Origin of the sequence: Neptuniibacter sp. QD37_6 (assembly GCF_047778085.1) — a bacterium.
In the GTDB taxonomy this organism is placed as follows: Bacteria; Pseudomonadota; Gammaproteobacteria; order Pseudomonadales; family Balneatricaceae; genus Neptuniibacter.
Map to the genome: position 1 here is coordinate 1,394,644 of NZ_CP180550.1, position 21,255 is coordinate 1,415,898.

Here is a 21,255-nt window from a genome sequence, read left to right on the forward strand (position 1 = left end):
TTTTGCAAGAAGTTTTTGATTTTTAGGCAAAAATAAAGCGGCTGGTGGCCGCTTTTTAATCAATTAGTCCTCATTTAGGACCAAGTCTTCTATCTGAGATCGAATGCCTTCGTACTGTCCCATTTCTTCTGGCATAAAGTAAAGTTTGTAGTAACAACGGTCCACTAAACGGCCTTTTTTGTCGTTAACCGTTTCTTTGTAGGAGCCATATAGGTAGTTCATTTGTACGTGAATAACACGGGTATGAGGAGGTATGGTTACCTCATGATGTTCGAGGTCGTAACGGATCTTAGACTCTTTAATCGTATAGAAAGAGACTTCTGCGACGTGATTTAGGTTGATCAGAAAGTTTGATGTAACAGGAACAAGGTGGCGCTGTTCTAAGCCATTGTGTTCCATATAGATACCGCAGTTTTTTCTTACCTTTATAAACATTGATTATCCTATTTACTCTAAAGGCGAATACACAATATAGAGCTTAGTCTAGGATGGTCTTATTACAATGGGGTTACAAAAAAAACGGCCATCGAAGATGGCCGTTCTGCTTATTGCTCGTAGGTTTTGAGGAAGGTGCCTATCCTTTCGATAGCGTCCTGAAGCTCATCCTTACGAGGTAAGAATACCAAACGGAAATGTTGAGTATCCGGCATGTTAAAGCCGCTGCCTTGCACAATAAGAACTTTCTGCTGCAAGAGTAGATCCAAAGCCATCTTCTCGTCATTTTTGATTGGATAGACTTCTGGATCCAATTTCGCGAACAGATAGAGAGCACCTTCTGGTTTTGTGCAGCTTACGCCCGGGATCTCGTTAAGCATCTTCCAAGCTAGATTACGCTGCTCGTAAAGTCGGCCGCCTGATACAATTAATTCATTGACGCTTTGGTATCCACCTAGAGCCGTTTGAATGGCATGTTGGGTTGGTACGTTTGAGCAAAGGCGCATGCTAGAAAGCATCTCCAAGCCTTCGATATAATCACGGGCATTGTGCTTAGGGCCGCTAACAATCATCCAGCCAGAACGGAAACCCGCTGCTCTATACGATTTAGATAGGCCGTTGAAGGAGATACACAGAACGTCATCAGCAAGTGAGGCTAGTGGAGTATGTACCGCTTCATCGTATAAGATCTTGTCATAAATCTCGTCTGCGAAGATGATCAGATTATGTTCGCGGGCAAGTTCTATGATCTGCTCAAGTACGGCCTTTGGATATACAGCGCCCGTTGGGTTATTTGGGTTAATAACCACGATACCTTTTGTGCGATCAGTAATTTTACTGCGCATATCTTCAATGTCAGGTGCCCAATCTTTTTCTTCATCACAACGATAATGGATTGGGTTGCCGCCGCTCAGACTTACAGCTGCTGTCCAAAGTGGGTAGTCAGGAGCAGGAATTAGCATCTCATCGGTATCGTTTAACAAGCCTTGCATTGCCATAACGATAAGTTCTGAAACACCATTACCAATGTAGATATCTTCAATGCCTACATTCTTAATTCCGTTTTTCTGACACTCTTGCATCACCGCTTTACGGGCGGAAAACAAGCCTTTTGAATCACAGTAGCCTTGGGAGGCGGGTAGATTCAAAATAACGTCCTGTACGATCTCTTCAGGCGCGTCGAAACCCCATGGGGCGGGATTACCAATGTTTAATTTAAGGATTCGTTGTCCTTCCTCTTCAAGACGTTTAGCTTCTTGAAGTACTGGACCGCGAATGTCGTAACACACATTGATCAGCTTGTTTGATTTACGGATTACTGGCATTTTATTGTCCTGCAAACCTAGCCGGGAATCTCTGCGGCTAGATGTTGTCCTATGCATAGAGACCTAGGTTGTATGGTATAAGCCTCAGAAAAAAAGAGACTAATCATACGCCTTTTATTTGTTGAAACCTAGGGAAATGGCGTACTGCAGGCTTTTTTATTATCAGGGAGATTGTATGGCTGAAAAAAACCAAAAGGTCGTTTATTCAGAGCAAGAGTGGCAAGATCGTTTGAGCCCAGAGCAATATCGTATATGTCGTCAAAAAGGTACAGAGCGAGCTTTCACTGGTGAGTATTATAATAACCAACAAAGTGGGGAGTATCGTTGTATCTGTTGTGGCACCCCATTGTTTGCATCAGAGCAAAAATACGATTCTGGTAGTGGCTGGCCGAGTTTTTGGCAGCCGGTCGAAGATGGCGCGCTAGAAGAGCACAGTGATACAACTCACGGGATGGTGCGTGTAGAGATCACTTGCGCAACGTGTGATTCGCATTTGGGGCACGTATTTACGGATGGGCCACAACCTACCGGTCTTAGATATTGCGTGAATTCTGCTTCCTTAGATTTTGTGAAAAAGTGAAATAGTAGATGAAATCCTTCCAGTGGATTTACGAGCATGTTCAGGCTCATTACCCTGATCAAGATATAGAAGCACTCTTACCTTTAGCTAAAAGTGAATCTGCGTTAGCACAAGTACCTGATGATCGATTGTTCAGTGACATGATGCGTAGGGTGTTTCGCGCTGGTTTGAGGCACTCTTTAGTTGATTCTAAATGGCCGGCGTTTGAACAAGCATTTTTTGGATTTGATCCAGAAAAAGTCAGTTTATTGAGCGACGAACAGCTAGAAAACCTAATGCAGAATGATCTGTTGATCAGACATTGGGGTAAGATAAAAGCCACCCGTGTCAATGCGTTGATGGTTACAGACCTTGCTAGTAAGCATGGTAGTTTTGCGCAGTTGGTCGCTCATTGGCCGGTCGAAGATATTATTGGTTTATGGGATTTGCTCAAAAAACAAGGTCAGCAATTGGGTGGAAATTCAGGAAGCTATTTTTTGAGAATGATCGGCAAAGATACCTTTATTTTGACCGATGATGTTGTTGCTGGACTGAAAGCTCAAGGCATTATTGAGAAAAAGCCAACAGCGAAAAGGGATTTGAAGCTCGTTCAAGGGTGTTTTAATCAATGGCGAGAAGAGTCTGGTAGGCCTATGTGTCAGATAAGCCGTTTAATCTCTCATACCGTTGGTTGGTAGAAAATAAAAAGCCTGCGTCTAGGTAGATAGCAGGCTTTTATAGTGTTGTTTCTCACGATTAGTTAAACTGAATGAAGTCTATTAGTTGCTGATCATTCATCGCTAGGTTCATCACGCTGGAAAATAGATCATTTACCAACTTCTCGTTTTCCTCTTCTGAAGCTACGCCCACAAAAGTCTGCTGTTTATCTGCTGTATAAGTACCGGTGTAACTCTTGTTATCTTTGCTTACCGTTACCTTTAACTTGGTATCTAAGTTTACTGTCTGTTTTATTTTTGATTCAGACGCGCGGTAATTAAGTTCAATAAGGCTGATGGTTAGATTAAATTCACCACCGTAGAAGCGAACGATTCCCATATCTTCCAATGCGTGTTCAGTCGTATGCTGTAGAAGATGAAGGCTATCTTTTAAAACAATTGATGGCGCATCTGCTTCACCTGTATAGCGATAGCCTATAACGGAATCTGCTCTTAAGTCTTTCGGGATAATTTCTACACGTTTTTCTTTGCTTAGTACTCTAGAGACTTGGATCTGCGGGTGCAGATCTAGCGTTTGTGAATTAAATGTAATGCAACCGGTTAAGGTGCTAGTGGCTAATATGGTTAGTAATCCGGTTACTAATAAACGTATCTGTTTCAACTTAACTTACTCCGTATCAGGAATTAGACGGGGGGTTAATGAATTGAGAAAGTCGGCTAAGTTGTCAGCCAGTTTTCTGATTGGTGGTTTGCCTGGGCGCTCTAACCAGATCTCTCCACTAAAATTATCGACACTGATAAAAAAGTCTTCATCTGGTTCTGGGCAGGCAATAAAAAAGGTTAGAGGTCTTTTTTGCTGGCGTTTAGAAAGTGCGTGACCAATTAGATTACTGCGTAGACGTTCCATGTCTTCATTATTCCAAACTTGTATCAGGCTGAGATCGCCATCACTACAGCTAGCTGGTAGTGGATCTGACCAGTAGCGACAGTAGTAATCGATGATGTCTGGATGAATGGATTCTTCTAGAGCCTCCTCTAAACGAGTAAACATATCGCTTGGAGTCGCCTGTAGTGTTGGCCACCAAGATACAGTAACTCCATCTTTAGCTTGGGTAGCGTAGCACTCTGAAGGCCAATCAGAATTATATCGAATCAGAGGGTGTTGCGCCTGCAGGGCGTCGAGCTTCTCTATAAAAAGATCTAAAGCTGAGATGGTAGGGGAGGCAGACATAGAACTTTCTCTATATTAAGTAATTTGGTCAGCGATTGATTCTAACTTAAATTAAGGACGTGGAAATATATATCAGTAATAGAATTGTATTTGTTGGGAAAGCGATTGGTTGTTAAGTTGTTGGTAGCAGGATGATTTTTGAACAGTTTGATGGAACATACTGTTTTACTTTGATTTATTCTAACTTACTGATTTTGTACAAAGAATGTGCAATTAAAAAGAATAAATTTTTTTTTGTTTAAACGTTTGACATGGAGGACAAAACCCGTAAAATTCGCACTCCGTTTGGGGCGGTAAGTAACAGTCTTAGACGAGCAATGTGGAGCGGTAGTTCAGTTGGTTAGAATACCTGCCTGTCACGCAGGGGGTCGCGGGTTCGAGTCCCGTCCGTTCCGCCAGCTTCTCTTTCGAAGTGCTGAAAGAGTCGTAAATAGGCCATCTGCTTAGTGGGCGTGTAGCTCAGTTGGGAGAGCGTCGCCCTTACAAGGCGAATGTCGGGAGTTCGAGCCTCTCCACGCCCACCACTAAGCACTACAAAGTGGAGCGGTAGTTCAGTTGGTTAGAATACCTGCCTGTCACGCAGGGGGTCGCGGGTTCGAGTCCCGTCCGTTCCGCCAACTTCTTTCTCGAAGTGCTGAGAGAGTCGTAATAAGCCATATGCTTAGTGGGCGTGTAGCTCAGTTGGGAGAGCGTCGCCCTTACAAGGCGAATGTCGGGAGTTCGAGCCTCTCCACGCCCACCACTAAGCACTACATGTGGAGCGGTAGTTCAGTTGGTTAGAATACCTGCCTGTCACGCAGGGGGTCGCGGGTTCGAGTCCCGTCCGTTCCGCCAACTTCTTTCTCGAAGTGCTGAGAGAGTCGTAATAAGCCATCTGCTTAGTGGGCGTGTAGCTCAGTTGGGAGAGCGTCGCCCTTACAAGGCGAATGTCGGGAGTTCGAGCCTCTCCACGCCCACCACTAAGCACTACAATGTGGAGCGGTAGTTCAGTTGGTTAGAATACCTGCCTGTCACGCAGGGGGTCGCGGGTTCGAGTCCCGTCCGTTCCGCCAACTTCTTTCTCGAAGTGCTGAGAGAGTCGTAATAAGCCATCTGCTTAGTGGGCGTGTAGCTCAGTTGGGAGAGCGTCGCCCTTACAAGGCGAATGTCGGGAGTTCGAGCCTCTCCACGCCCACCACTAAGCACTACAATGTGGAGCGGTAGTTCAGTTGGTTAGAATACCTGCCTGTCACGCAGGGGGTCGCGGGTTCGAGTCCCGTCCGTTCCGCCAACTTCTTTCTCGAAGTGCTGAGAGAGTCGTAAACAAGCCATCTGCTTAGTGGGCGTGTAGCTCAGTTGGGAGAGCGTCGCCCTTACAAGGCGAATGTCGGGAGTTCGAGCCTCTCCACGCCCACCACTAAGTACGTTTCTTACCTGTATATATTTCCTTTTTGTTAAATTCATATATTAAAACTTCTGAGTTGTTTACTTAAAGACTGTATCTGTTACTCTCTTTTTGTTGTGTGCTCTTTGGCATAAAGGAGTGTTAACAATTAGTTTCCTGAAATAAAAATAAAAGAGATGGGAATACCTCTGTGAATTATGTGGATGAAGCCGTGCTTGTATCACTCTGTCCTGATCCGGTTATAGGTGTAGATGGTTTAGGGGTTGTTCAGTTGTTTAATGCGGCAGCTGAGAAACTTTTGGGTTATTCGGCTGATGAAGTTATAGGGAAAGTTAGTATCGCTTCAATCTATCCGAGTTTAGAGGAGGCAAAAGAGATTAAGAAACTTTTGCTTTCTGACTCTTATGGTAAGCCTGGAAGTATTGAAGGTTATGAGGCTCAGCTTGCTTGTAAGGATGGGGCGGTCGTTCCGATTCGTTTATCAGCAGCAATTGTTGATCAAAATGAAGGCAGCAGTATTGGTTTCTTTCATGATCTTACTGAGAGGCAGAGTTTAGAGCAGCAGCTACATAAGCTTTCTGTCACTGATGAGTTAACCGGGTTATTTAACCAGCGCCACTTTTATACTGTAATGGCGCAAGAGTTAGATCGTGCCAAGCGCTATAACCATCCGCTGAGCTTAATCTGTTTTGATTTAGATAACTTTAAGAAAGTTAATGATTCTCTTGGTCATCTGGAGGGAGATCGTGTTTTAAGGCTTATTGGCGAAATCCTTCGAGAGGCATTGCGTACAACTGATGTTGCTGTTCGTTATGGCGGCGATGAATTTATGGTGCTCTTACCTGAGACAGATATTGATGCGGCAGCCAAAACTTCTGAGCGGATTAGATTAATGTTCAATTCTAAGTGTTCATTTAGTGTTGATCACGATTCTGATTCTCTGATCAAGGTTTCGGTGAGTCTTGGTGTAACTGAGACGAATGGTATGGAAAATCCTGATCAAATTGTGCAGAGAGCGGATCTTGCGATGTATGAGTCTAAAAGCTCAGGCGGGAATAGTTCTTTCGTGATTAAGCAGCGTATTGGTAATTTAGTTCAGACCAATAGTGCTTAAAATCATTAGTCTGGATGATGCTGCTATTGTTCTTCAGCATCATCTAGACATTCATCGTCTTCATATTCATCAATATTAAGTAGCAGTAATTCTTCGATATAGTCTTCCACGTTTTTCTTCCTCTGTTATTTAACTTTCCTTTAAAGTACTTCATTTATATTTCAATAATGTTGCAGTGCTAATTAATTAAAATGCTACTTCAAAATCCCGTGTTACCCGTACAGCTTTTAGAAACCGATGAGACTATTCAGGCGGGGGTTAAGCTTTACCTGCTTCGTTTAGATCTGACTGATGAAATAGTCAGCGGTAACAAGTGGTTTAAATTGAAGTATAACCTTCAGCATGCGCTTGAAAATGGTTACTTATCAGTCCTCAGTTTTGGTGGGGCGTATTCTAATCATATTCACGCCTTTGCTAAGGCTGGATCTTTGTTTGGGATAAAAACTATTGGTGTTATTCGGGGTGAGCCAGAGTATGCGGATAATCCAACCTTAAGGGATGCGCAAGCATGGGGGATGGAGCTGCTCTTTGTTAATCGTCAGGAATATCGTCAGCGGCATGATCCAATCTATCTTGAAGCTGTAAAGGAACGCTTTTCCAATCCTTTAATTGTGCCGGAAGGTGGAAGTAATAAATTTGCCGTGCAGGGCGCGCGAGAGATTATCACACCTGAGATCTTGGCTGAGGTAGATCCTGATCAAATCGTTTTGCCCTGTGGAACAGGTGGAACCTTAGCTGGTGTGGCCTTGTCTGTTCCTGATATTCCGGTTTTAGGTATACCGGTGCTGAAAAAGGCGGATTTTCTGTTTTCTGATATTGAAAATCTTATGGCTGTATCGGGTGTTGATCCTACTGATAACTGGGACTTGGATTTGGAAGGGCATGGTGGTGGCTATGCTAAAGTGTCTAATGATCTTCTGGCTTTCATGGATTTCATGCTAAAAGAGCATCAGCTCCCCCTAGACCAGATTTATACTGCAAAAATGCTTAGTCACCTGTTGAAGAGAATTGAGCGTGGTGATTACGCAGAGGGAAGTACTATTTTGGCTATTCATACAGGTGGTCTGCAAGGAGCCCGAAGTCTAGCTTAAGCTTGATTAGCGCCAAATTGCGGTTTTGGTCATAAAGAATCATTGAAAAGAATCTGAAAAATCAGTTAGATAGAATCTGGTTTTTCATACAAACGTTAATCCGGAGAGATAATGGATTACTTTCGTAATATTGGTCTTATTGGGCGTTTAGGTAGTAAATCAGTCATCGATACACTCAAGCACCTTATTCGCTTTTTAGGTGATCGTGGTCTGAATACTATTATCGATGAGCGTATTGCTGAAGTTATGCCGGGTCATGGCCAACAAACCAGTACACAGAAAATGATGGGCGAAATATGTGACCTCGTTATTGTGGTTGGTGGGGACGGAAGTCTTTTGGGCGCGGCTCGTTCTTTAGCTCAGTACCATGTTCCAGTTCTTGGTGTGAATAGGGGTAATCTAGGTTTCCTAACTGATATCTCTCCAAATGAAATTGAAGAAAAAGTAGGCGAAGTACTGGAAGGTAAGTACACCGTTGATAGTCGCTTCCTGCTTGATGTTATTGTTAAGCGTGAAGGGGTACCTATTGGCGAAGCCACTGCGCTTAATGACTGTGTGCTGCACCCAGGTAAAGCCGCACGAATGATTGAATTTGAACTGTATATTGAAGGGCAGTTTGTATACACGCAAAAATCCGATGGTTTGATTATCTCTACACCAACAGGTTCTACAGCTTACTCTTTATCTGGCGGTGGCCCTATTATGCATCCGAAGTTAGATGCTTTGGTGCTTGTACCCATGTTCCCGCATACGCTTTCTAGCCGACCTATTGTGGTTAACGGTAATAGCGAACTTAAGTTGGTGATTAGTCCTAATAATGGTGCCTACCCAACTGTATCTTGTGATGGTCAAAAAGATATTAGTTGTGCGCCAGGAGATACGATTACGGTTCATAAGAAACCCCATAAACTGAAATTGTTACATCCACTCAATTATGATTTCTATAGTACCTGCCGAGAGAAACTTGGTTGGGGTACTAAACTCGGAGATTGATGTGACTGATCAGTTTAAAGGCTACGATCTGGTTGGTGATGTCCACGGCTGCGGCCTTAGCTTAGAGCTTTTGTTAAGCAAGTTAGGTTACAGCAAGAAGGATGGAGTTTACTGCCACCCAGAGCGCCAAATGATCTTTTTAGGCGACATCGTCGATCGCGGTCCTAGAATCCGTGAATCCCTACATATCGTTTATGACATGGTGCAATCGGGTGCTGCTCAGATTGTCATGGGAAATCATGAATTTAACTTTCTGAGTTACTGTACCGAAGGGCATGAGGGAAGTGGTCTTAGCTACCTACGTGAGCATAGTCCACGTCACCACCGTATTCTTGCTGAAACCCTGGAGCAGTTTGCTGATTACCCAGAAGAGCAAGAGATGTTCTTACAGTGGATTCGGCAAATGCCGATTTATCTAGAGTTCGAGCATTTTCGTGTTGTGCATGCTTGTTGGCATCAAAAGTTAATTGATCGGTTCGAGGGCGAATACCCAAATCATATTATCGATGACCGTTTTCTACATCGTTCCTCTAAACGCGGTACCTTTGAATGGGCACTGACTGATCGGTTGTTGCGCGGGACGCACTTAAGCTTGCCTGATGGCGAGGTGATGGTGAGCAAAGACGGTTATCGTAGGCGTTTCTTCAGAACCAAGTTTTGGTCTGCTGAACCTGAATATTATGCGGATGTTGTGTTCCAGCCGGACCCATTGCCAGAGCATATTGCTCGTTTGAAATTAACTAAGCAGGATCATAATGATCTTCTTTATTACGGCCCAGAAGAGAAGATGTTATTTATTGGTCACTACTGGCGTGAAGGGGTTCCTGAACCTATAACATCTAATATCGCATGTTTAGATTACAGTGCGGTTAAATACGGTAAGTTGGTTGCTTATCGATTAGATGATGAGAAAAGTATTCAGCCTGACAAGTTTGTATGGGTTGATGTAAGAACCGAAATAGCTGATGAGCTAGGTCTCTAATGATTAAGGTACTTTCTGTACCCTTAGGTGAAGATCTAACAGAGTTTACCCAAATTCTGTGGAGATATGAGGTTCCGCATCGGGTCGTTGAGCTTGAGCATTCTCAAGAGATTTGGGTTGCGGCTGGCGTTGAGCCTGCTCAAATTGTGACTTTATATGAGAAATGTCGTCGAGGTGAGAGTCTTGAGGGCTTTGTTTTAGCGATCCCAAGAGCGGTAGGTCAGGCTAATCTTCTATCTCAAGTTAAGCAGGCTTGGATGAGCGGTTTGTTGATCGCGAGCAGTGTATTGCTAACCTTCTTAATCTCTTTTGGTGACAATTTGGAATGGCTGCGGTTATTTACGATTGCAGATATTGTTCAAAAAGATGGCGGTCTCTACAGTTCTGGTTTGGAAGGGACTCTGCAGTCATTCGAAATCTGGCGTTTAATTACGCCTATTTTTCTGCATTTTAGTGAACTTCATATTGCTTTTAACGCCCTTTGGATTTGGATTGTGGGTAGCCGGATTGAGATCTATCAAGGTCGTGTGACGTTATGTTTATTGATACTTTTCTCAGGAGTTATCTCTAACATCGCTCAATATCACGATGCGGGGCCAATGTTTGGTGGTTTGTCAGGTGTAGTTTTTGCCTTCTTAGGTTATGCGTGGCTATGGGATAAAACTCAGTCGGCTCATCGAATCGGCTTGCCGCAGAGCATCATGGGCTTCTTAATCTTCTGGCTAGTGCTTGGCTATGCTGGTGTTCTAGAAGCACTGCAATTAGGCGCTATAGCGAATACCGCTCACTTAGTGGGTTTGTTGGCTGGCTTAGCTTTTATCCCGTTTGGAAAGCTTTTGGTTACTAGGAGATAACAAGTGGATCCAGTATCACTGTCATTAGATCTAAATCATCGTTATCAAGGGCAGTGTGATCGACTTAATCAATTGCCAGATTGTAATGTCACTGGTCGATATCAATCGACTTCCTTAGGCCCTATCTGGGTGATGGAGGCTGGGCCTGAGGATGCACCGCCATTAATTGCGTTGCATGGCTTACATACACCAGCACCGTTTAACCTCGAACTGTTATGGCCTTTAACTAAACATTTTCGAGTAATTTCGCCTGATATTCCTGGACAAGCAGGGAAAACCCCAGGTATTGCGCCAGTGCCTTCCAATAGTGCCTATGCAATGTGGCTTGATCAGCTGTTGGATGCATTGGGTGTTGAGCAAGCCCCCATGGTAGGGCTCTCCTTCGGTGGAGCGGTTTTACTTGATCTAGCTGCTTACAAGCCTGAGCGTATATCTGCAGCGTCGCTGATTGTACCTGCGGGATTCTCTCGGCCATTGTGGCGGCCACTAAAAAAACTGATTCTGCCTTTTATTGGCTTTAAAATACACACCGATCAGCCGCATTTTGATCAGCTAATGACGCCATTGATGGAAGATAACTGGCCAGAATTGGAACAGTATTATTATTCGACGTTTCAAGCGGGTATCCCTATGACGTTGATACCGCCAGGGCCATTTTCCAAAGCAGAGCTGTCCAGATTTAATGCCCCAGTACAGCTTTTTACTGCCAGTGAAGATATCTATTTTGATCCGGATCAGTTAGCCGAGCAAGCAAGAGCAGCTCTGGCAAATCTAAAACAGTTAAAAAAACTCGAAGATCTACATATCCCTTGTGAAGAGAATAGACGTTTGATTCAAGAACAGGTGGTCACATTTATGCGGAATGAAATAGGGATGTGATAAACTTTGTAGATCCAAAATCAGGTGGTGAGACCTGATAAAAAGTAAGAGATTGATGATGACATACGAACAACTAATTCAAGCAATGACCCCTGATATGCATAAATCCCTTAAGCGTGCAGTGGAGCTGGGGAAATGGCCTGATGGACGTAAGTTAACGCCAGAACAACGTGATATCTGCATGCGCGCCGTTGTTGCTTATGATTTAGAGCACAAGCCAGAAGAAGAACGAGTGGGATATATTGATCGTACAAAACAAGACGGTTCTCAGCATGGTAAAGATCCATTGGCTGCCGATACGATTAAAATTCTGACTGACGATAAAAATTAATGCAGATTCTAGCGCAGGGTGCGCTACAAAAAATGCGCACCGAACTAACACCTGAAGGCGTTGTTTATAAATTACCTGTAGGTGATCAGGAAGTGCCAATGAATGAGCTCATTGGTAAGTCTATTTCACTAGAGTACCAAGCTGCGATTAATTGCACTCATTGTGGACGTAAAACCAACAAGAGCTTTAATCAAGGCTTCTGTTATCCTTGCTTTAAAAGTCTCCCTCAATGTGATCAATGCATAGTTAAACCTGAACTTTGTCATTTCCATGAAGGCACTTGTCGTGATGCCGGTTGGGGTGAGCAGTTTTGCTTCCAAGATCATTACGTTTATCTAGCTAACTCATCGGGTGTAAAAGTTGGTATTACCCGCGGCACTCAAATTCCAACACGTTGGATGGACCAAGGTGCTATTCAAGCGTTGCCGATTCTGAAAGTAGCGACACGTTTGCAGTCAGGCAAAGTTGAGCGTCTACTTGGTGAACATGTAGCGGATAAAACTAACTGGCGAAAAATGCTTAAGAATGAAGTTGAGCCTTTAACGCTTACTGAAATTCGTGATCAGCTTTTTGAAAAATGTAGTGAAGGTTTAGCGGAACTCGAACAGACTTTTGGTATCCAAGCTATTCAGCGTTTGCCAGATGCTGAGCAAATAGAGATCAACTACCCTGTGTTGAATTACCCGACAAAAGTAACATCGTTTAATTTTGATAAAACGGCCGAAGTATCTGGCGTTTTGCAGGGGATAAAAGGGCAGTACCTGATCTTAGATACTGGCGTTATCAATATGCGTAAATTCACAGCGTATCAGGTTGCTGTATCTGCCTGATCACTGACTAGGTGAAATCATGTCTCAAGAACCCAATGTTATTTACCTTAAAGACTATAAAGTTCCATCTTATCTGATAGAAACCACCGACCTGCGTTTTCAGTTGTTTGAGCAGGAAACTCTAGTTACAGCAGAATTAAAAATTAGCCGAAACCCCAAGTGTGACGATTTAGCTCCGAAGCTAGTGTTATTCGGGCACCCAGAGCTAGAGTTATTGAATCTTTCGATCGATGGCGTTGAATACGTTGGTTATCAGCGAGAAGGTGAAGAGTTGCTGCTTTCTGATCTGCCAGACAGCTTCACCTTAAAAACGCTGACAAAAATCCACCCAGAAACGAATACTGCGTTAGAAGGTTTGTACAAATCGGACGGCATGTTCTGTACACAATGTGAGGCTGAAGGCTTCCGCCGTATTACATTCTACCCAGATCGCCCGGACGTGATGTCTGTTTTCAGTACGACTATAGAGGCTGATAAGCAGGCTTATCCAGTGTTACTTTCCAATGGCAACTTGGTTGATAACGGTGAGCTTGGTGATGATCGTCATTGGGTAAAATGGGAAGACCCTTTCAGTAAGCCAGCTTATCTTTTTGCCTTAGTGGCGGGTGATCTTCAGCATATCAAAGATACCTTTACGACCTCATCTGGACGTGAAGTTGATCTGCTTATTTATGCTGAGCAGAAAGACCTGAATAAATTAGATTATGCTATGCAGTCCTTGAAAAAGTCGATGGCTTGGGACGAGCAAGTATACGGTCGTGAGTATGATCTAGATATATATATGATCGTCGCGGTCGACTTCTTCAATATGGGAGCAATGGAGAATAAGGGTTTAAATATCTTTAATACTTCTTGTGTGCTTGCTCATCCTGCTACGACCACTGATATGGGTTTCCAGAGGGTTGAAGGGGTTGTGGCACATGAATACTTCCATAACTGGTCGGGTAACCGTGTCACTTGTCGTGATTGGTTCCAGCTGAGTTTGAAAGAAGGCTTCACCGTGTTCCGTGATGCAGAGTTTTCTGCTGATATGAACTCTCGCACAGTGAAGCGCGTAGAAGATGTTGGTGTATTGCGCACGGCTCAGTTTGCTGAAGATGCAGGCCCAATGGCGCATCCAATCAGACCTGCTTCATTTATTGAAATTTCTAACTTCTACACCCTGACTATCTATGAAAAGGGCGCAGAAGTCGTGAGAATGATTCATACCTTATTAGGTCCGGAATTATTCAGAAAAGGCTCCGATCTATATTTCGAACGTCACGATGGCCAAGCGGTGACAACAGAAGAGTTTGTCTCTGCGATGGAAGATGCATCTGGAAAAGATCTATCTCAGTTCCGCAATTGGTACTCTCAAGCAGGTACGCCTGAATTGCATGTTGCTGATAACTTTGATGCATCCACAGGCGATTATCAGCTTCATGTTGAGCAGCGTTGTCCAGCAACTCCGGGTCAGGAGGAGAAGCTACCATTCCATATCCCATTAGCCCTTGGCTTGCTTGATGAGAATGGTAAGGACCTTTTGTTGGTTAATGGTCAAACTACCGAAGTGCTCAATATCACAGAGGCTAAGCAAACCTTTAGCTTTAAAGGCTTAGCAGCGAAACCAGTACCTTCGTTACTGCGCGGATTCTCCGCACCTGTGAAACTGTTTTATCCGTACCAGCGTGATGAATTGATGTTCCTGATGGCAAATGACAGTGATGGCTTCAGCCGTTGGGACGCGGCACAAAAGCTTGCAGTGGATATCATGCAAGGGTTAATTGCTGACTATCGTGATGATAAGTTGCTGCAGTTGGATGAGCGTTTAGTGTCTGCGTATAAAGCTATTCTGGAAACAGAAGGTTTAGACAAAGCGATGGTCAGTAAGGTGCTAACGCTTCCTTCTGAGGCTTACCTATCTGAGCTTGCTGATGAGATCGATGTTGATGCTATCTACAGTGTTCGTAAGTTTGTACGTCAAACATTAGCGACAGAGCTAGAGGCTACATTGTTGCAGTGTTATCAAGCTAACGACCTTGATCTGCAATATTCGCCAGATTCAGATTCCATTGCTCGTCGAAGCTTGAAGAATCTTTGTCTATCTTATCTAACTTCTTTAGATAAGCCAGAGTATCTCGAACTTGCTCAAGCTCAATATGCTAAGTCAGATAACATGACTGATATGCAGGCTGCATTGGTGCAAGTTGCACATTCTGAAAATGAAGAAGCAGCGCAAAGCTTATTGGATGATTTCTATGGCCGTTGGAAGGATGAGAGTTTAGTAGTCAATATTTGGTTGTCTATCCAGGCTTCTAACCCCAAAGAAAAAGCAATTGATCGTGTTAAAGTACTGATGGAGCATCCAGCATTTGATGCAAAAAACCCGAATAAGTTGCGCTCTCTGATCTCCGTATTCTGCGCTCAAAACCCAGTTAATTTCCATGCAAAAGATGGTTCGGGTTACCAGTTCTTGGCTGATCGAATTATTGAGTTAAATGCTCAAAATCCGCAAGTAGCATCCAGAATGGTTACGCCATTGAGCCGTTGGAAGAAATATGACAAAGTGCGTCAAACGCTTATGCTTAAAGAGCTAGAGCGCATTCGAGACAGTGGAAATCTATCAAAAGATGTCTTCGAAGTGGTGAGCAAAAGCTTGGCGTAAAAAAAAATGCAATATACGCCTTTAGCCGGGGGGACGGATGCGTTTGCCTCGGCTATACTCGCTTAGGAATAAAAGCTAAACATGCGTTATATTGTTTAGCGCTATAACAAATAATAAAGATACGTTTTACCAAGGAAGCAACATGTCTAAATTACTATCTACTGAAGATAAATTCGACATCCAACAAAATTTCCGTCGCTACATGCGTTTGAAAGATAGTCATGAATCATCTACTGATGCCTATAAAAATGCCAAAGCTAACCGCATTTGGATTGCCGGTATTCTTTTAATGTTGTTTGCGCTAGCGTCTGAATTTTTCCTCGGTGCTGCAGCAGGTCTGTTTGGTGTTTATTTTTACAATGTAATCACTAGTTGGTTAGACGCAAATGCAAGCGATGAAAGCTTGGAAGAGCTTGATCGTTGGTTCTCTACTAAGAGCCTTAAGTTTGAAGGACGTATTCTTTACTTCAAACACGATGATCTATTAGAAAACCCACTAGATCCATTTAACGAAGCTTGCTACGCAGTTGCTGAGTAAAATCTGATCTAGACTTTATTGTGAGTCGTAGAGTGCCGAAAAGTGAGAGCTTTTCGGCATTTTTATTTGTGAGGAAGTAATGTTTGATCTAAGAGAGAAGCGTGCTTGGATATTTGATCTTGATGGCACCTTAACTCAACCGGTTCATGATTTTGCACTGATTCGCCAAAAGCTAGGTATAGATCCTAGTGATGATATTCTTGACTGCATAAAGCGTCAGTCTCCTGAACGCCAGCACTGGATGAATGTACAGCTGGATCTGCTTGAAAGAGCGTATGCGTCCCAAGCAGCTCCTGCTGAGGGCGTGCTTGATTGCCTAGAAGCACTAGCAGCTGCGGGTTGCCAGATGGGTATTCTAACCCGTAACACCCAGGAATTAGCATTATTATCTTTAAAGGCGATTGGTGCGGATACATTCTTCGAAAAGGCACATGTTCTGGGTCGTGAAGACAGTCAGCCCAAGCCATCCCCTGAAGGTATTCATATTCTTTTAAAACTGTGGGCATTGCCAAACCATTCAGGCGTAATGGTGGGGGATTTTCATCTGGATCTGTTGTCAGGGCGTGCAGCCGGTGTAAGTACTGTACATGTTGATCTGAAAGATCGTCACTGGCCGGAAGATACAGATATCAGAGTTAAAAACCTGCCTGAGTTAACATCTTTACTGACATTTGTTTGAGTTTTCGTCCTGTTAATTTTTCTTTTAGGCAATGGATTTTTATCTGATGCTATCCCTTTGAAGCTGAAGGTAAAAATTTCAGTTCAAAAAATAAGTACGTTACCCTCCCGATTTAATTCCAGATTTGCTTGATCTTTGTCAAAGGCCTTTTCCCTTGATTGTCTATATTGGGTTATTGGACCAACCTTTTGAGGTGTAAGTATGACGATATTAGCCGAGCTACATCAGGATCATGTAAATCTTAATAAGCTATTAGTAATCTTGCGTCAGAAAGTGAATCAGCTTAAAGCAGGACAGCAGCCTAATTTCAGTCTTATGGCTGATCTGATTGACTATATCTCTAATTATGCGGACGGCCACCATCATCCCCGCGAAGATAAAATGTACAAATGTTTGGCCGATCGGAATCCCGAATTGGATAAGCATCTATTTAACTGTGCTAAAGATCATGAAGCCTTAAAAAGCTCCAGCCTTCAATTGAAAGAGGCTGTAGATGGTATTTTGCATGACTCAGTGATGCCAATGGATGAATTTGCTGGCCTGTTAGATGATTTTGTCTCGCTACAAATGGCTCATCTCAACTTTGAAGAAGGTGAGCTGTTCCCATTGATCGAAGAATCGGTGAGCGATAAAGAACTAGTGATGATTGAAAAGCAGTTGCCGAAGCAAGAAGATCCGCTTTTTGGGGAAGTTCAAGCTCGCGAATATACAGCGCTATATAAAGAGCTTATGTTGGAAATGAACGAGGCATGCTAATCCGTACCGGCTGGACTCAGGGAGGGGCTTTGGTTTCTCTCTGATTACGGAGGTATTCTATGGAATTAGTTAAGTGCTTGGCTTATATCAATCTGTGGCTCTTGAAACTGAGTAAAAGAGACTTGGTCACGGCCACTATGTTTGGATTCATAGACCGCCTTATCCGCTGATTGAATCAGTTGATAGGCAATAGTATTCAGGCTTTCTTTGGGATAGTTAGCCGGCGTGCAGAGAGATACGCCGACAGATGTTGTCATCCTAAATGGCTTGGCATTTTCATCGCGGAAAATAAGACGAGAAAGTTTCTGTCTCAATGTATCTGCTATTTCCATCGCCCGCGCTTTATCACAATTTGGTAGTAGTACAGCGAACTCTTCCCCCCCATAGCGCGCAATAATATCCGTTTTACGCAGCTGTTTACCTAAGAATAAACCTACCGTTCTTAATACTCTGTCGCCGGTTTGATGGCCGTAGGTGTCGTTAACCACTTTAAAGTGGTCTAGATCCATAAATAGACAGGCTAAAGAGTGGTTGGCACGGCTTGCACGGGATAGCTCTCGAACTATTTCCTGATCAAACGAGCGACGATTATGCACTTTTGTAAGCATATCGATGCTGCTTAATCGATGCAGGTTTTCTTGGTTAATGCAGTTTTCGATACAAACAGAAATTACAGAAGCTAAATGCTGAATGTAGTCGTAGCGAACGTGCTGTGTGTAGCGGCTAGCATCAGCACTGCCTAAATGCAGGCTGCCGATAAGGCAGTTTTGGCGAATCAGTGGCAACAGTGCGCAGGACTCGATCGGGTTATCTGCTACAGGGAAAGCTTCTCTGCGCACAGCTTCGCTAGGAACCCCCACGATGAGTTTATTATTGGGGTAAAGTGATTTGAGTAAGCGCTGGCTCTGTACAAACCGTAATGTATTGCCAGGAGGTGGCGGTACATAATCGTCTAGTAGGGTGCGAGCAGCATGTTCCGGATCGAATAGGATGAGATTTACATTACTCAGTTTAAAGAGTTCTTTAAACTCAATTAGCATTAGATCGAGCAATTCTGATAAACGAGCGCATGAGAGAAGACATATCTCCACATCAAAAAAGCTATTCAGGATACTCTCATTACGCTCAGCCTTGCTTAATATTAAGCGAAGAGTGCGTTTGAGCTCCTGATTTTCCTTTTCTAGCTCGTTTAAACTCATAGTTCGCCTTTAATAGGATCCGTTAAAGGGTTATCGGCACTTAACTTAAACTATAAAGTTTTTTTTAACATTTTTGTTGAGAAATATTAATGACAATTTTATTTATTTTTTAATAAGTTATGGCTGTTCATATATTGTTCGACTGTTTCCACGACCGCTTGTGTATGGGCATCAATTTCCATATTAACCTTGCAGCCTTCGCCTAAGTCTCCAAAGGTTGTTACAGCTAAGGTTTCTGGGATGAGGTAAACGTTGAACAGATTATCCTGTTTTTCACCAATGGTTAGGCTGCAGCCGTTAAGTCCGATAAAACCTTTGGCAAATATATAGCGTTGAAATTCTGGGGCCGCTTCAAACCATACAATCCAGTTGTTTTCTGGCTTTTCGATTTTGGCAATTTTTACTTGCTGGTGAATGTGACCTGAAAGTAGGTGGCCACCGATTTCATCACCAAATTTAGCGGCACGTTCAAAGTTAACCTGATCACCTGGAGCGAGGTCGCCTAGATTGGTTAATTTAAGTGTTTCCATAATCAGGTCGAAGCTGATTAAGTTATTCTCAAATGCGACAACGGTTAGGCAGGTACCGTTTAAAGCGATGCTGGCGCCAATTTGCAGATTGTCACAATGCTCTAAAGGAAGCTCTACTTGCAGCCGCATAAAATCGGCTTTAGTTTCAACAGCTTTGATTGTCGCTTTACCTTGAACAATTCCAGTAAACATCGGTGCACTCTTATAAATTTGCTAATCTAAATACTGCAATGCATCGTAACAACAATAGAGTTCTACTGCAGCGACTAAATGACTTTTCGCTGTAATTGTTATAAGCATCGAATAACAGATAGATGATTGGTCCAATCCTTAAGGAAAAAGGTATGAAAATTTTAGTGACGGGTGGAACAGGTTTTATCGGTAAACATCTTATCGAAGCTCGATTAGAAGAAGGAGACGAGGTGGTATGCTGGAGTCGGAACCCTTCTAAAGTCACCGAATTGTTTCAAGGAAGAGTTGAAGCGCTGCGAGATCTACCTCCTCAAGATGAATTAATTGTAGATGCTGTAATTAACTTGGCTGGAGAGCCGATTGCCGATCAGCGTTGGACTGATGAGCGTAAGCAACTACTTCATTCTAGTCGAATAGATCTGACCTTTGAGCTGGTCGAGTGGATCAAAGCTCAAAAAGCAAAACCAAAAGTGCTTATTAGTGGATCAGCCATAGGCTTCTACGGCAGCCATGATGGTGATTCAAAGCTCGGAGAGGGAAGCCAGCCTAACAGTGGATTTACCCATAAACTTTGTGCCGATTGGGAAGCAGAAGCATTAAAGGCTGAAGCTTTTGGAGTCAGGGTATGCCTGATCCGAACAGGTGTGGTATTGGGTGACGGCGGAGCATTAAGCAAGATGTTACTACCATTTAAACTCGGGCTAGGTGGTCCGATTGCCAGTGGTAAACAATGGATGTCATGGATACACATTGATGATGAAATTGAAATCATCTCTATGCTATTAACCCACGATCAGCTCTCAGGTCCATTTAATTTAACATCACCAAATGCTGCAACAAATGCAGAGTTTTCCAAAACCTTAGGTAAGGCCTTGGGACGTCCTGCATTTATGCCAATGCCTAGCTTTGTTATCAATCTGATGTTGGGTGAGGGCGCTGAGTTGTTGGTGGAAGGTCAGCGAGTTTACCCCGAAAAGCTAGAAGAGATAGGCTATAAGTTTCACTACCCTGAGCTTTCCGGAGCGATGTATTCAGCCGTGAACTTCTAACGAGTGGTACTAGTTTCCCCTGCCTTCGGGGAATTGTGTTAAATCATCTGTGATTTCGTACCAATCAGCTTTATAGCTGCAATAGATATGACTATCTGGTTTAACGGTAACTTCGCTATCCAGCGTGCCTAAGGTGAACTCAACATTAGTGCCACTATCATTGATAGGCGCAAAGGTTAAGCTAGAACCGCATTCGGAACAGAATTGTCTTTTAGTGCCATTAGGTGCAGTATAAGTTTTAAGCAACTCTTCACCTTGCAGCCACTTAAAGTTCTCTACCTTAGCGACCCCGTAAGTACCGAATGCCGCGCCGTGGAATTTACGACACATACTGCAATGGCAGTGCGCCATCTTCGGTTGTAAGTCAGTGACCTCATATTTGATACCACCGCATAAACACTGACCAGTGAGTTTTGTTTTATCTGGGGTAGTTGACATAAATTGATACCCATTAACTAATGTGGGACAAAGGTAGTTCGGTACGGCTAACTATTTGGCGCATAACAAAGCTCGTTCTAATACTGCTTACACCTTCTATCTGATTAAGTTCTTTCAGAAGGAACTTTTCATAATAGGACATATCTGGCATGAGCACTTTTAAGATGTAATCAGCTGCGCTACCTGTAATCAATGCGCACTCTACGACCTCTTCATAGCTGGCAATAATACGCTCGAAATTGTCTAAAATTTCGGGCTTCTGTTTATCTAGACACACATGAATGTAAACGCTCATAGGCAGCCCCACAGCATTCTTATTCAGCAACGTCACTTGTTTTTCAATAATACCGGCGTCTTCTAGTTGTTTAACTCTGCGTGCACAAGGTGAAGGGGATAGGTTGACCTTTTCAGCTAGTTCTAAATTGCTGATATCTCCATTCTTTTGAATCTCTTCCAAAATTTGCTGGTCGATTCGGTCTAGTTTTTTGCTTGGCATAATTTCCTACGGCTATTTTAGAAACTAGTGATGCTTGCTAATGATTGAA

The 21,255-nt window shown here is 43.3% G+C and carries 23 protein-coding genes and 10 tRNA genes; 25 read left to right on the forward strand and 8 right to left on the reverse strand.

Going from position 1 to position 21,255, the window contains the following annotated elements:
- Positions 1 to 63: 63 nt before the first annotated feature.
- A complete protein-coding gene (locus ACMXYO_RS06500; RefSeq protein ID WP_415887719.1) occupies positions 64 to 435 on the reverse strand; it encodes a hypothetical protein in 372 nt (123 codons plus the stop codon).
- A 110-nt stretch (positions 436 to 545) separates the two neighbouring features.
- A complete protein-coding gene (locus ACMXYO_RS06505) occupies positions 546 to 1,760 on the reverse strand; it encodes a pyridoxal phosphate-dependent aminotransferase (protein ID WP_415884148.1) in 1,215 nt (404 codons plus the stop codon).
- 175 nt (positions 1,761 to 1,935) lie between these two features.
- On the opposite strand from ACMXYO_RS06505, the gene msrB reads away from it, so the two are divergent.
- Together msrB and ACMXYO_RS06515 are read left to right on the forward strand one after the other, a co-directional pair.
- Positions 1,936 to 2,340 carry a peptide-methionine (R)-S-oxide reductase MsrB gene (gene msrB, locus ACMXYO_RS06510; RefSeq protein ID WP_415887720.1) on the forward strand — a complete coding sequence of 135 codons (405 nt, stop codon included), beginning with the start codon at positions 1,936 to 1,938 and terminating at the stop codon, positions 2,338 to 2,340.
- A gap of 8 nt (positions 2,341 to 2,348) precedes the next feature.
- The gene (locus ACMXYO_RS06515; RefSeq protein ID WP_415887721.1) at positions 2,349 to 3,017 is read left to right on the forward strand and encodes a DNA-3-methyladenine glycosylase I; all 669 of its coding nucleotides are present in this window, start codon (positions 2,349 to 2,351) and stop codon (positions 3,015 to 3,017) included.
- A gap of 58 nt (positions 3,018 to 3,075) precedes the next feature.
- On the opposite strand, the gene ACMXYO_RS06520 is transcribed toward ACMXYO_RS06515, so the two are convergent.
- The gene (locus tag ACMXYO_RS06520; protein WP_415887722.1) at positions 3,076 to 3,657 is read right to left on the reverse strand and encodes a YajG family lipoprotein; all 582 of its coding nucleotides are present in this window, start codon (positions 3,655 to 3,657) and stop codon (positions 3,076 to 3,078) included.
- Positions 3,658 to 3,663: 6 nt separating this feature from the next.
- Positions 3,664 to 4,227: a SecY-interacting protein gene (gene syd, locus ACMXYO_RS06525; protein ID WP_415887723.1), complete on the reverse strand. Its 564-nt coding sequence runs from the start codon at positions 4,225 to 4,227 to the stop codon at positions 3,664 to 3,666.
- A gap of 321 nt (positions 4,228 to 4,548) precedes the next feature.
- Between syd and ACMXYO_RS06530 the strand changes: the two genes are divergently transcribed.
- The 22 genes from ACMXYO_RS06530 to ACMXYO_RS06635 all read left to right on the forward strand — a co-directional run bounded on the left by ACMXYO_RS06530 (position 4,549) and on the right by ACMXYO_RS06635 (position 17,302).
- Positions 4,549 to 4,625: transfer RNA gene (locus ACMXYO_RS06530), tRNA-Asp, on the forward strand.
- A gap of 50 nt (positions 4,626 to 4,675) precedes the next feature.
- Positions 4,676 to 4,751, forward strand: a tRNA-Val gene (locus ACMXYO_RS06535).
- 16 nt (positions 4,752 to 4,767) lie between these two features.
- Positions 4,768 to 4,844: transfer RNA gene (locus ACMXYO_RS06540), tRNA-Asp, on the forward strand.
- Between the two features lie 49 nt (positions 4,845 to 4,893).
- Positions 4,894 to 4,969 (forward strand) — tRNA-Val (locus ACMXYO_RS06545).
- A 15-nt stretch (positions 4,970 to 4,984) separates the two neighbouring features.
- Positions 4,985 to 5,061 (forward strand) — tRNA-Asp (locus ACMXYO_RS06550).
- 49 nt (positions 5,062 to 5,110) lie between these two features.
- Positions 5,111 to 5,186, forward strand: a tRNA-Val gene (locus tag ACMXYO_RS06555).
- Positions 5,187 to 5,202: 16 nt separating this feature from the next.
- Positions 5,203 to 5,279: transfer RNA gene (locus tag ACMXYO_RS06560), tRNA-Asp, on the forward strand.
- Positions 5,280 to 5,328: 49 nt separating this feature from the next.
- Positions 5,329 to 5,404 (forward strand) — tRNA-Val (locus ACMXYO_RS06565).
- Between the two features lie 16 nt (positions 5,405 to 5,420).
- Positions 5,421 to 5,497, forward strand: a tRNA-Asp gene (locus ACMXYO_RS06570).
- A 50-nt stretch (positions 5,498 to 5,547) separates the two neighbouring features.
- Positions 5,548 to 5,623 (forward strand) — tRNA-Val (locus ACMXYO_RS06575).
- A gap of 178 nt (positions 5,624 to 5,801) precedes the next feature.
- Positions 5,802 to 6,725, forward strand: a complete 924-nt coding sequence (locus ACMXYO_RS06580; RefSeq protein WP_415887724.1) for a diguanylate cyclase — start codon at positions 5,802 to 5,804, stop codon at positions 6,723 to 6,725.
- 191 nt (positions 6,726 to 6,916) lie between these two features.
- A complete protein-coding gene (locus ACMXYO_RS06585; protein WP_415887725.1) occupies positions 6,917 to 7,816 on the forward strand; it encodes a 1-aminocyclopropane-1-carboxylate deaminase/D-cysteine desulfhydrase in 900 nt (299 codons plus the stop codon).
- A gap of 111 nt (positions 7,817 to 7,927) precedes the next feature.
- Entirely contained in the window at positions 7,928 to 8,809 is an 882-nt protein-coding gene (locus ACMXYO_RS06590) for an NAD(+) kinase (protein ID WP_415887726.1), read from the forward strand.
- A 1-nt stretch (position 8,810) separates the two neighbouring features.
- On the forward strand, positions 8,811 to 9,791 hold the full coding sequence (locus tag ACMXYO_RS06595; RefSeq protein WP_415887727.1) for a metallophosphoesterase: 981 nt from the start codon (positions 8,811 to 8,813) through the stop codon (positions 9,789 to 9,791).
- Positions 9,791 to 10,645, forward strand: a complete 855-nt coding sequence (locus tag ACMXYO_RS06600; RefSeq protein WP_415887728.1) for a rhomboid family intramembrane serine protease — start codon at positions 9,791 to 9,793, stop codon at positions 10,643 to 10,645. Before ACMXYO_RS06595 ends, ACMXYO_RS06600 begins: the two co-directional genes overlap by 1 nt.
- A 3-nt stretch (positions 10,646 to 10,648) precedes the next feature.
- Complete coding sequence (locus ACMXYO_RS06605; protein WP_415887729.1) at positions 10,649 to 11,524, forward strand: alpha/beta fold hydrolase; 876 nt, start codon at positions 10,649 to 10,651, stop codon at positions 11,522 to 11,524.
- Between the two features lie 58 nt (positions 11,525 to 11,582).
- Positions 11,583 to 11,855, forward strand: coding sequence for a YeaC family protein (locus tag ACMXYO_RS06610; RefSeq protein WP_415884159.1), 273 nt, complete (start codon positions 11,583 to 11,585; stop codon positions 11,853 to 11,855).
- Positions 11,855 to 12,685 (forward strand): DUF2797 domain-containing protein, encoded by an 831-nt coding sequence (locus tag ACMXYO_RS06615; protein ID WP_415887730.1) that lies wholly within the window; start codon positions 11,855 to 11,857, stop codon positions 12,683 to 12,685. Before ACMXYO_RS06610 ends, ACMXYO_RS06615 begins: the two co-directional genes overlap by 1 nt.
- A gap of 19 nt (positions 12,686 to 12,704) precedes the next feature.
- Positions 12,705 to 15,329: an aminopeptidase N gene (gene pepN / locus ACMXYO_RS06620; RefSeq protein ID WP_415887731.1), complete on the forward strand. Its 2,625-nt coding sequence runs from the start codon at positions 12,705 to 12,707 to the stop codon at positions 15,327 to 15,329.
- A gap of 142 nt (positions 15,330 to 15,471) precedes the next feature.
- Positions 15,472 to 15,867 carry a hypothetical protein gene (locus ACMXYO_RS06625; protein ID WP_415887732.1) on the forward strand — a complete coding sequence of 132 codons (396 nt, stop codon included), beginning with the start codon at positions 15,472 to 15,474 and terminating at the stop codon, positions 15,865 to 15,867.
- A 79-nt stretch (positions 15,868 to 15,946) separates the two neighbouring features.
- Positions 15,947 to 16,546: an HAD family hydrolase gene (locus ACMXYO_RS06630; protein WP_415887733.1), complete on the forward strand. Its 600-nt coding sequence runs from the start codon at positions 15,947 to 15,949 to the stop codon at positions 16,544 to 16,546.
- 201 nt (positions 16,547 to 16,747) lie between these two features.
- Positions 16,748 to 17,302 carry a hemerythrin domain-containing protein gene (locus ACMXYO_RS06635; RefSeq protein ID WP_415887734.1) on the forward strand — a complete coding sequence of 185 codons (555 nt, stop codon included), beginning with the start codon at positions 16,748 to 16,750 and terminating at the stop codon, positions 17,300 to 17,302.
- Positions 17,303 to 17,367: 65 nt separating this feature from the next.
- Here ACMXYO_RS06635 and ACMXYO_RS06640 read toward each other — a convergent pair whose 3' ends face one another.
- On the reverse strand, positions 17,368 to 18,501 hold the full coding sequence (locus tag ACMXYO_RS06640; RefSeq protein ID WP_415887735.1) for a DUF484 family protein: 1,134 nt from the start codon (positions 18,499 to 18,501) through the stop codon (positions 17,368 to 17,370).
- A gap of 98 nt (positions 18,502 to 18,599) precedes the next feature.
- A complete protein-coding gene (locus ACMXYO_RS06645; RefSeq protein ID WP_415887736.1) occupies positions 18,600 to 19,223 on the reverse strand; it encodes a riboflavin synthase subunit alpha in 624 nt (207 codons plus the stop codon).
- 152 nt (positions 19,224 to 19,375) lie between these two features.
- On the opposite strand from ACMXYO_RS06645, the gene ACMXYO_RS06650 reads away from it, so the two are divergent.
- The gene (locus ACMXYO_RS06650; protein WP_415887737.1) at positions 19,376 to 20,272 is read left to right on the forward strand and encodes a TIGR01777 family oxidoreductase; all 897 of its coding nucleotides are present in this window, start codon (positions 19,376 to 19,378) and stop codon (positions 20,270 to 20,272) included.
- Positions 20,273 to 20,281: 9 nt separating this feature from the next.
- Here the strand turns inward: ACMXYO_RS06650 and ACMXYO_RS06655 are convergent, their stop codons facing one another.
- Both ACMXYO_RS06655 and ACMXYO_RS06660 read right to left on the reverse strand, forming a co-directional pair.
- Positions 20,282 to 20,710, reverse strand: coding sequence for a GFA family protein (locus ACMXYO_RS06655; RefSeq protein ID WP_415887738.1), 429 nt, complete (start codon positions 20,708 to 20,710; stop codon positions 20,282 to 20,284).
- A gap of 13 nt (positions 20,711 to 20,723) precedes the next feature.
- A complete protein-coding gene (locus ACMXYO_RS06660) occupies positions 20,724 to 21,206 on the reverse strand; it encodes an Lrp/AsnC family transcriptional regulator (protein ID WP_415884169.1) in 483 nt (160 codons plus the stop codon).
- Between the last annotated feature and the right edge of the window lie 49 nt (positions 21,207 to 21,255).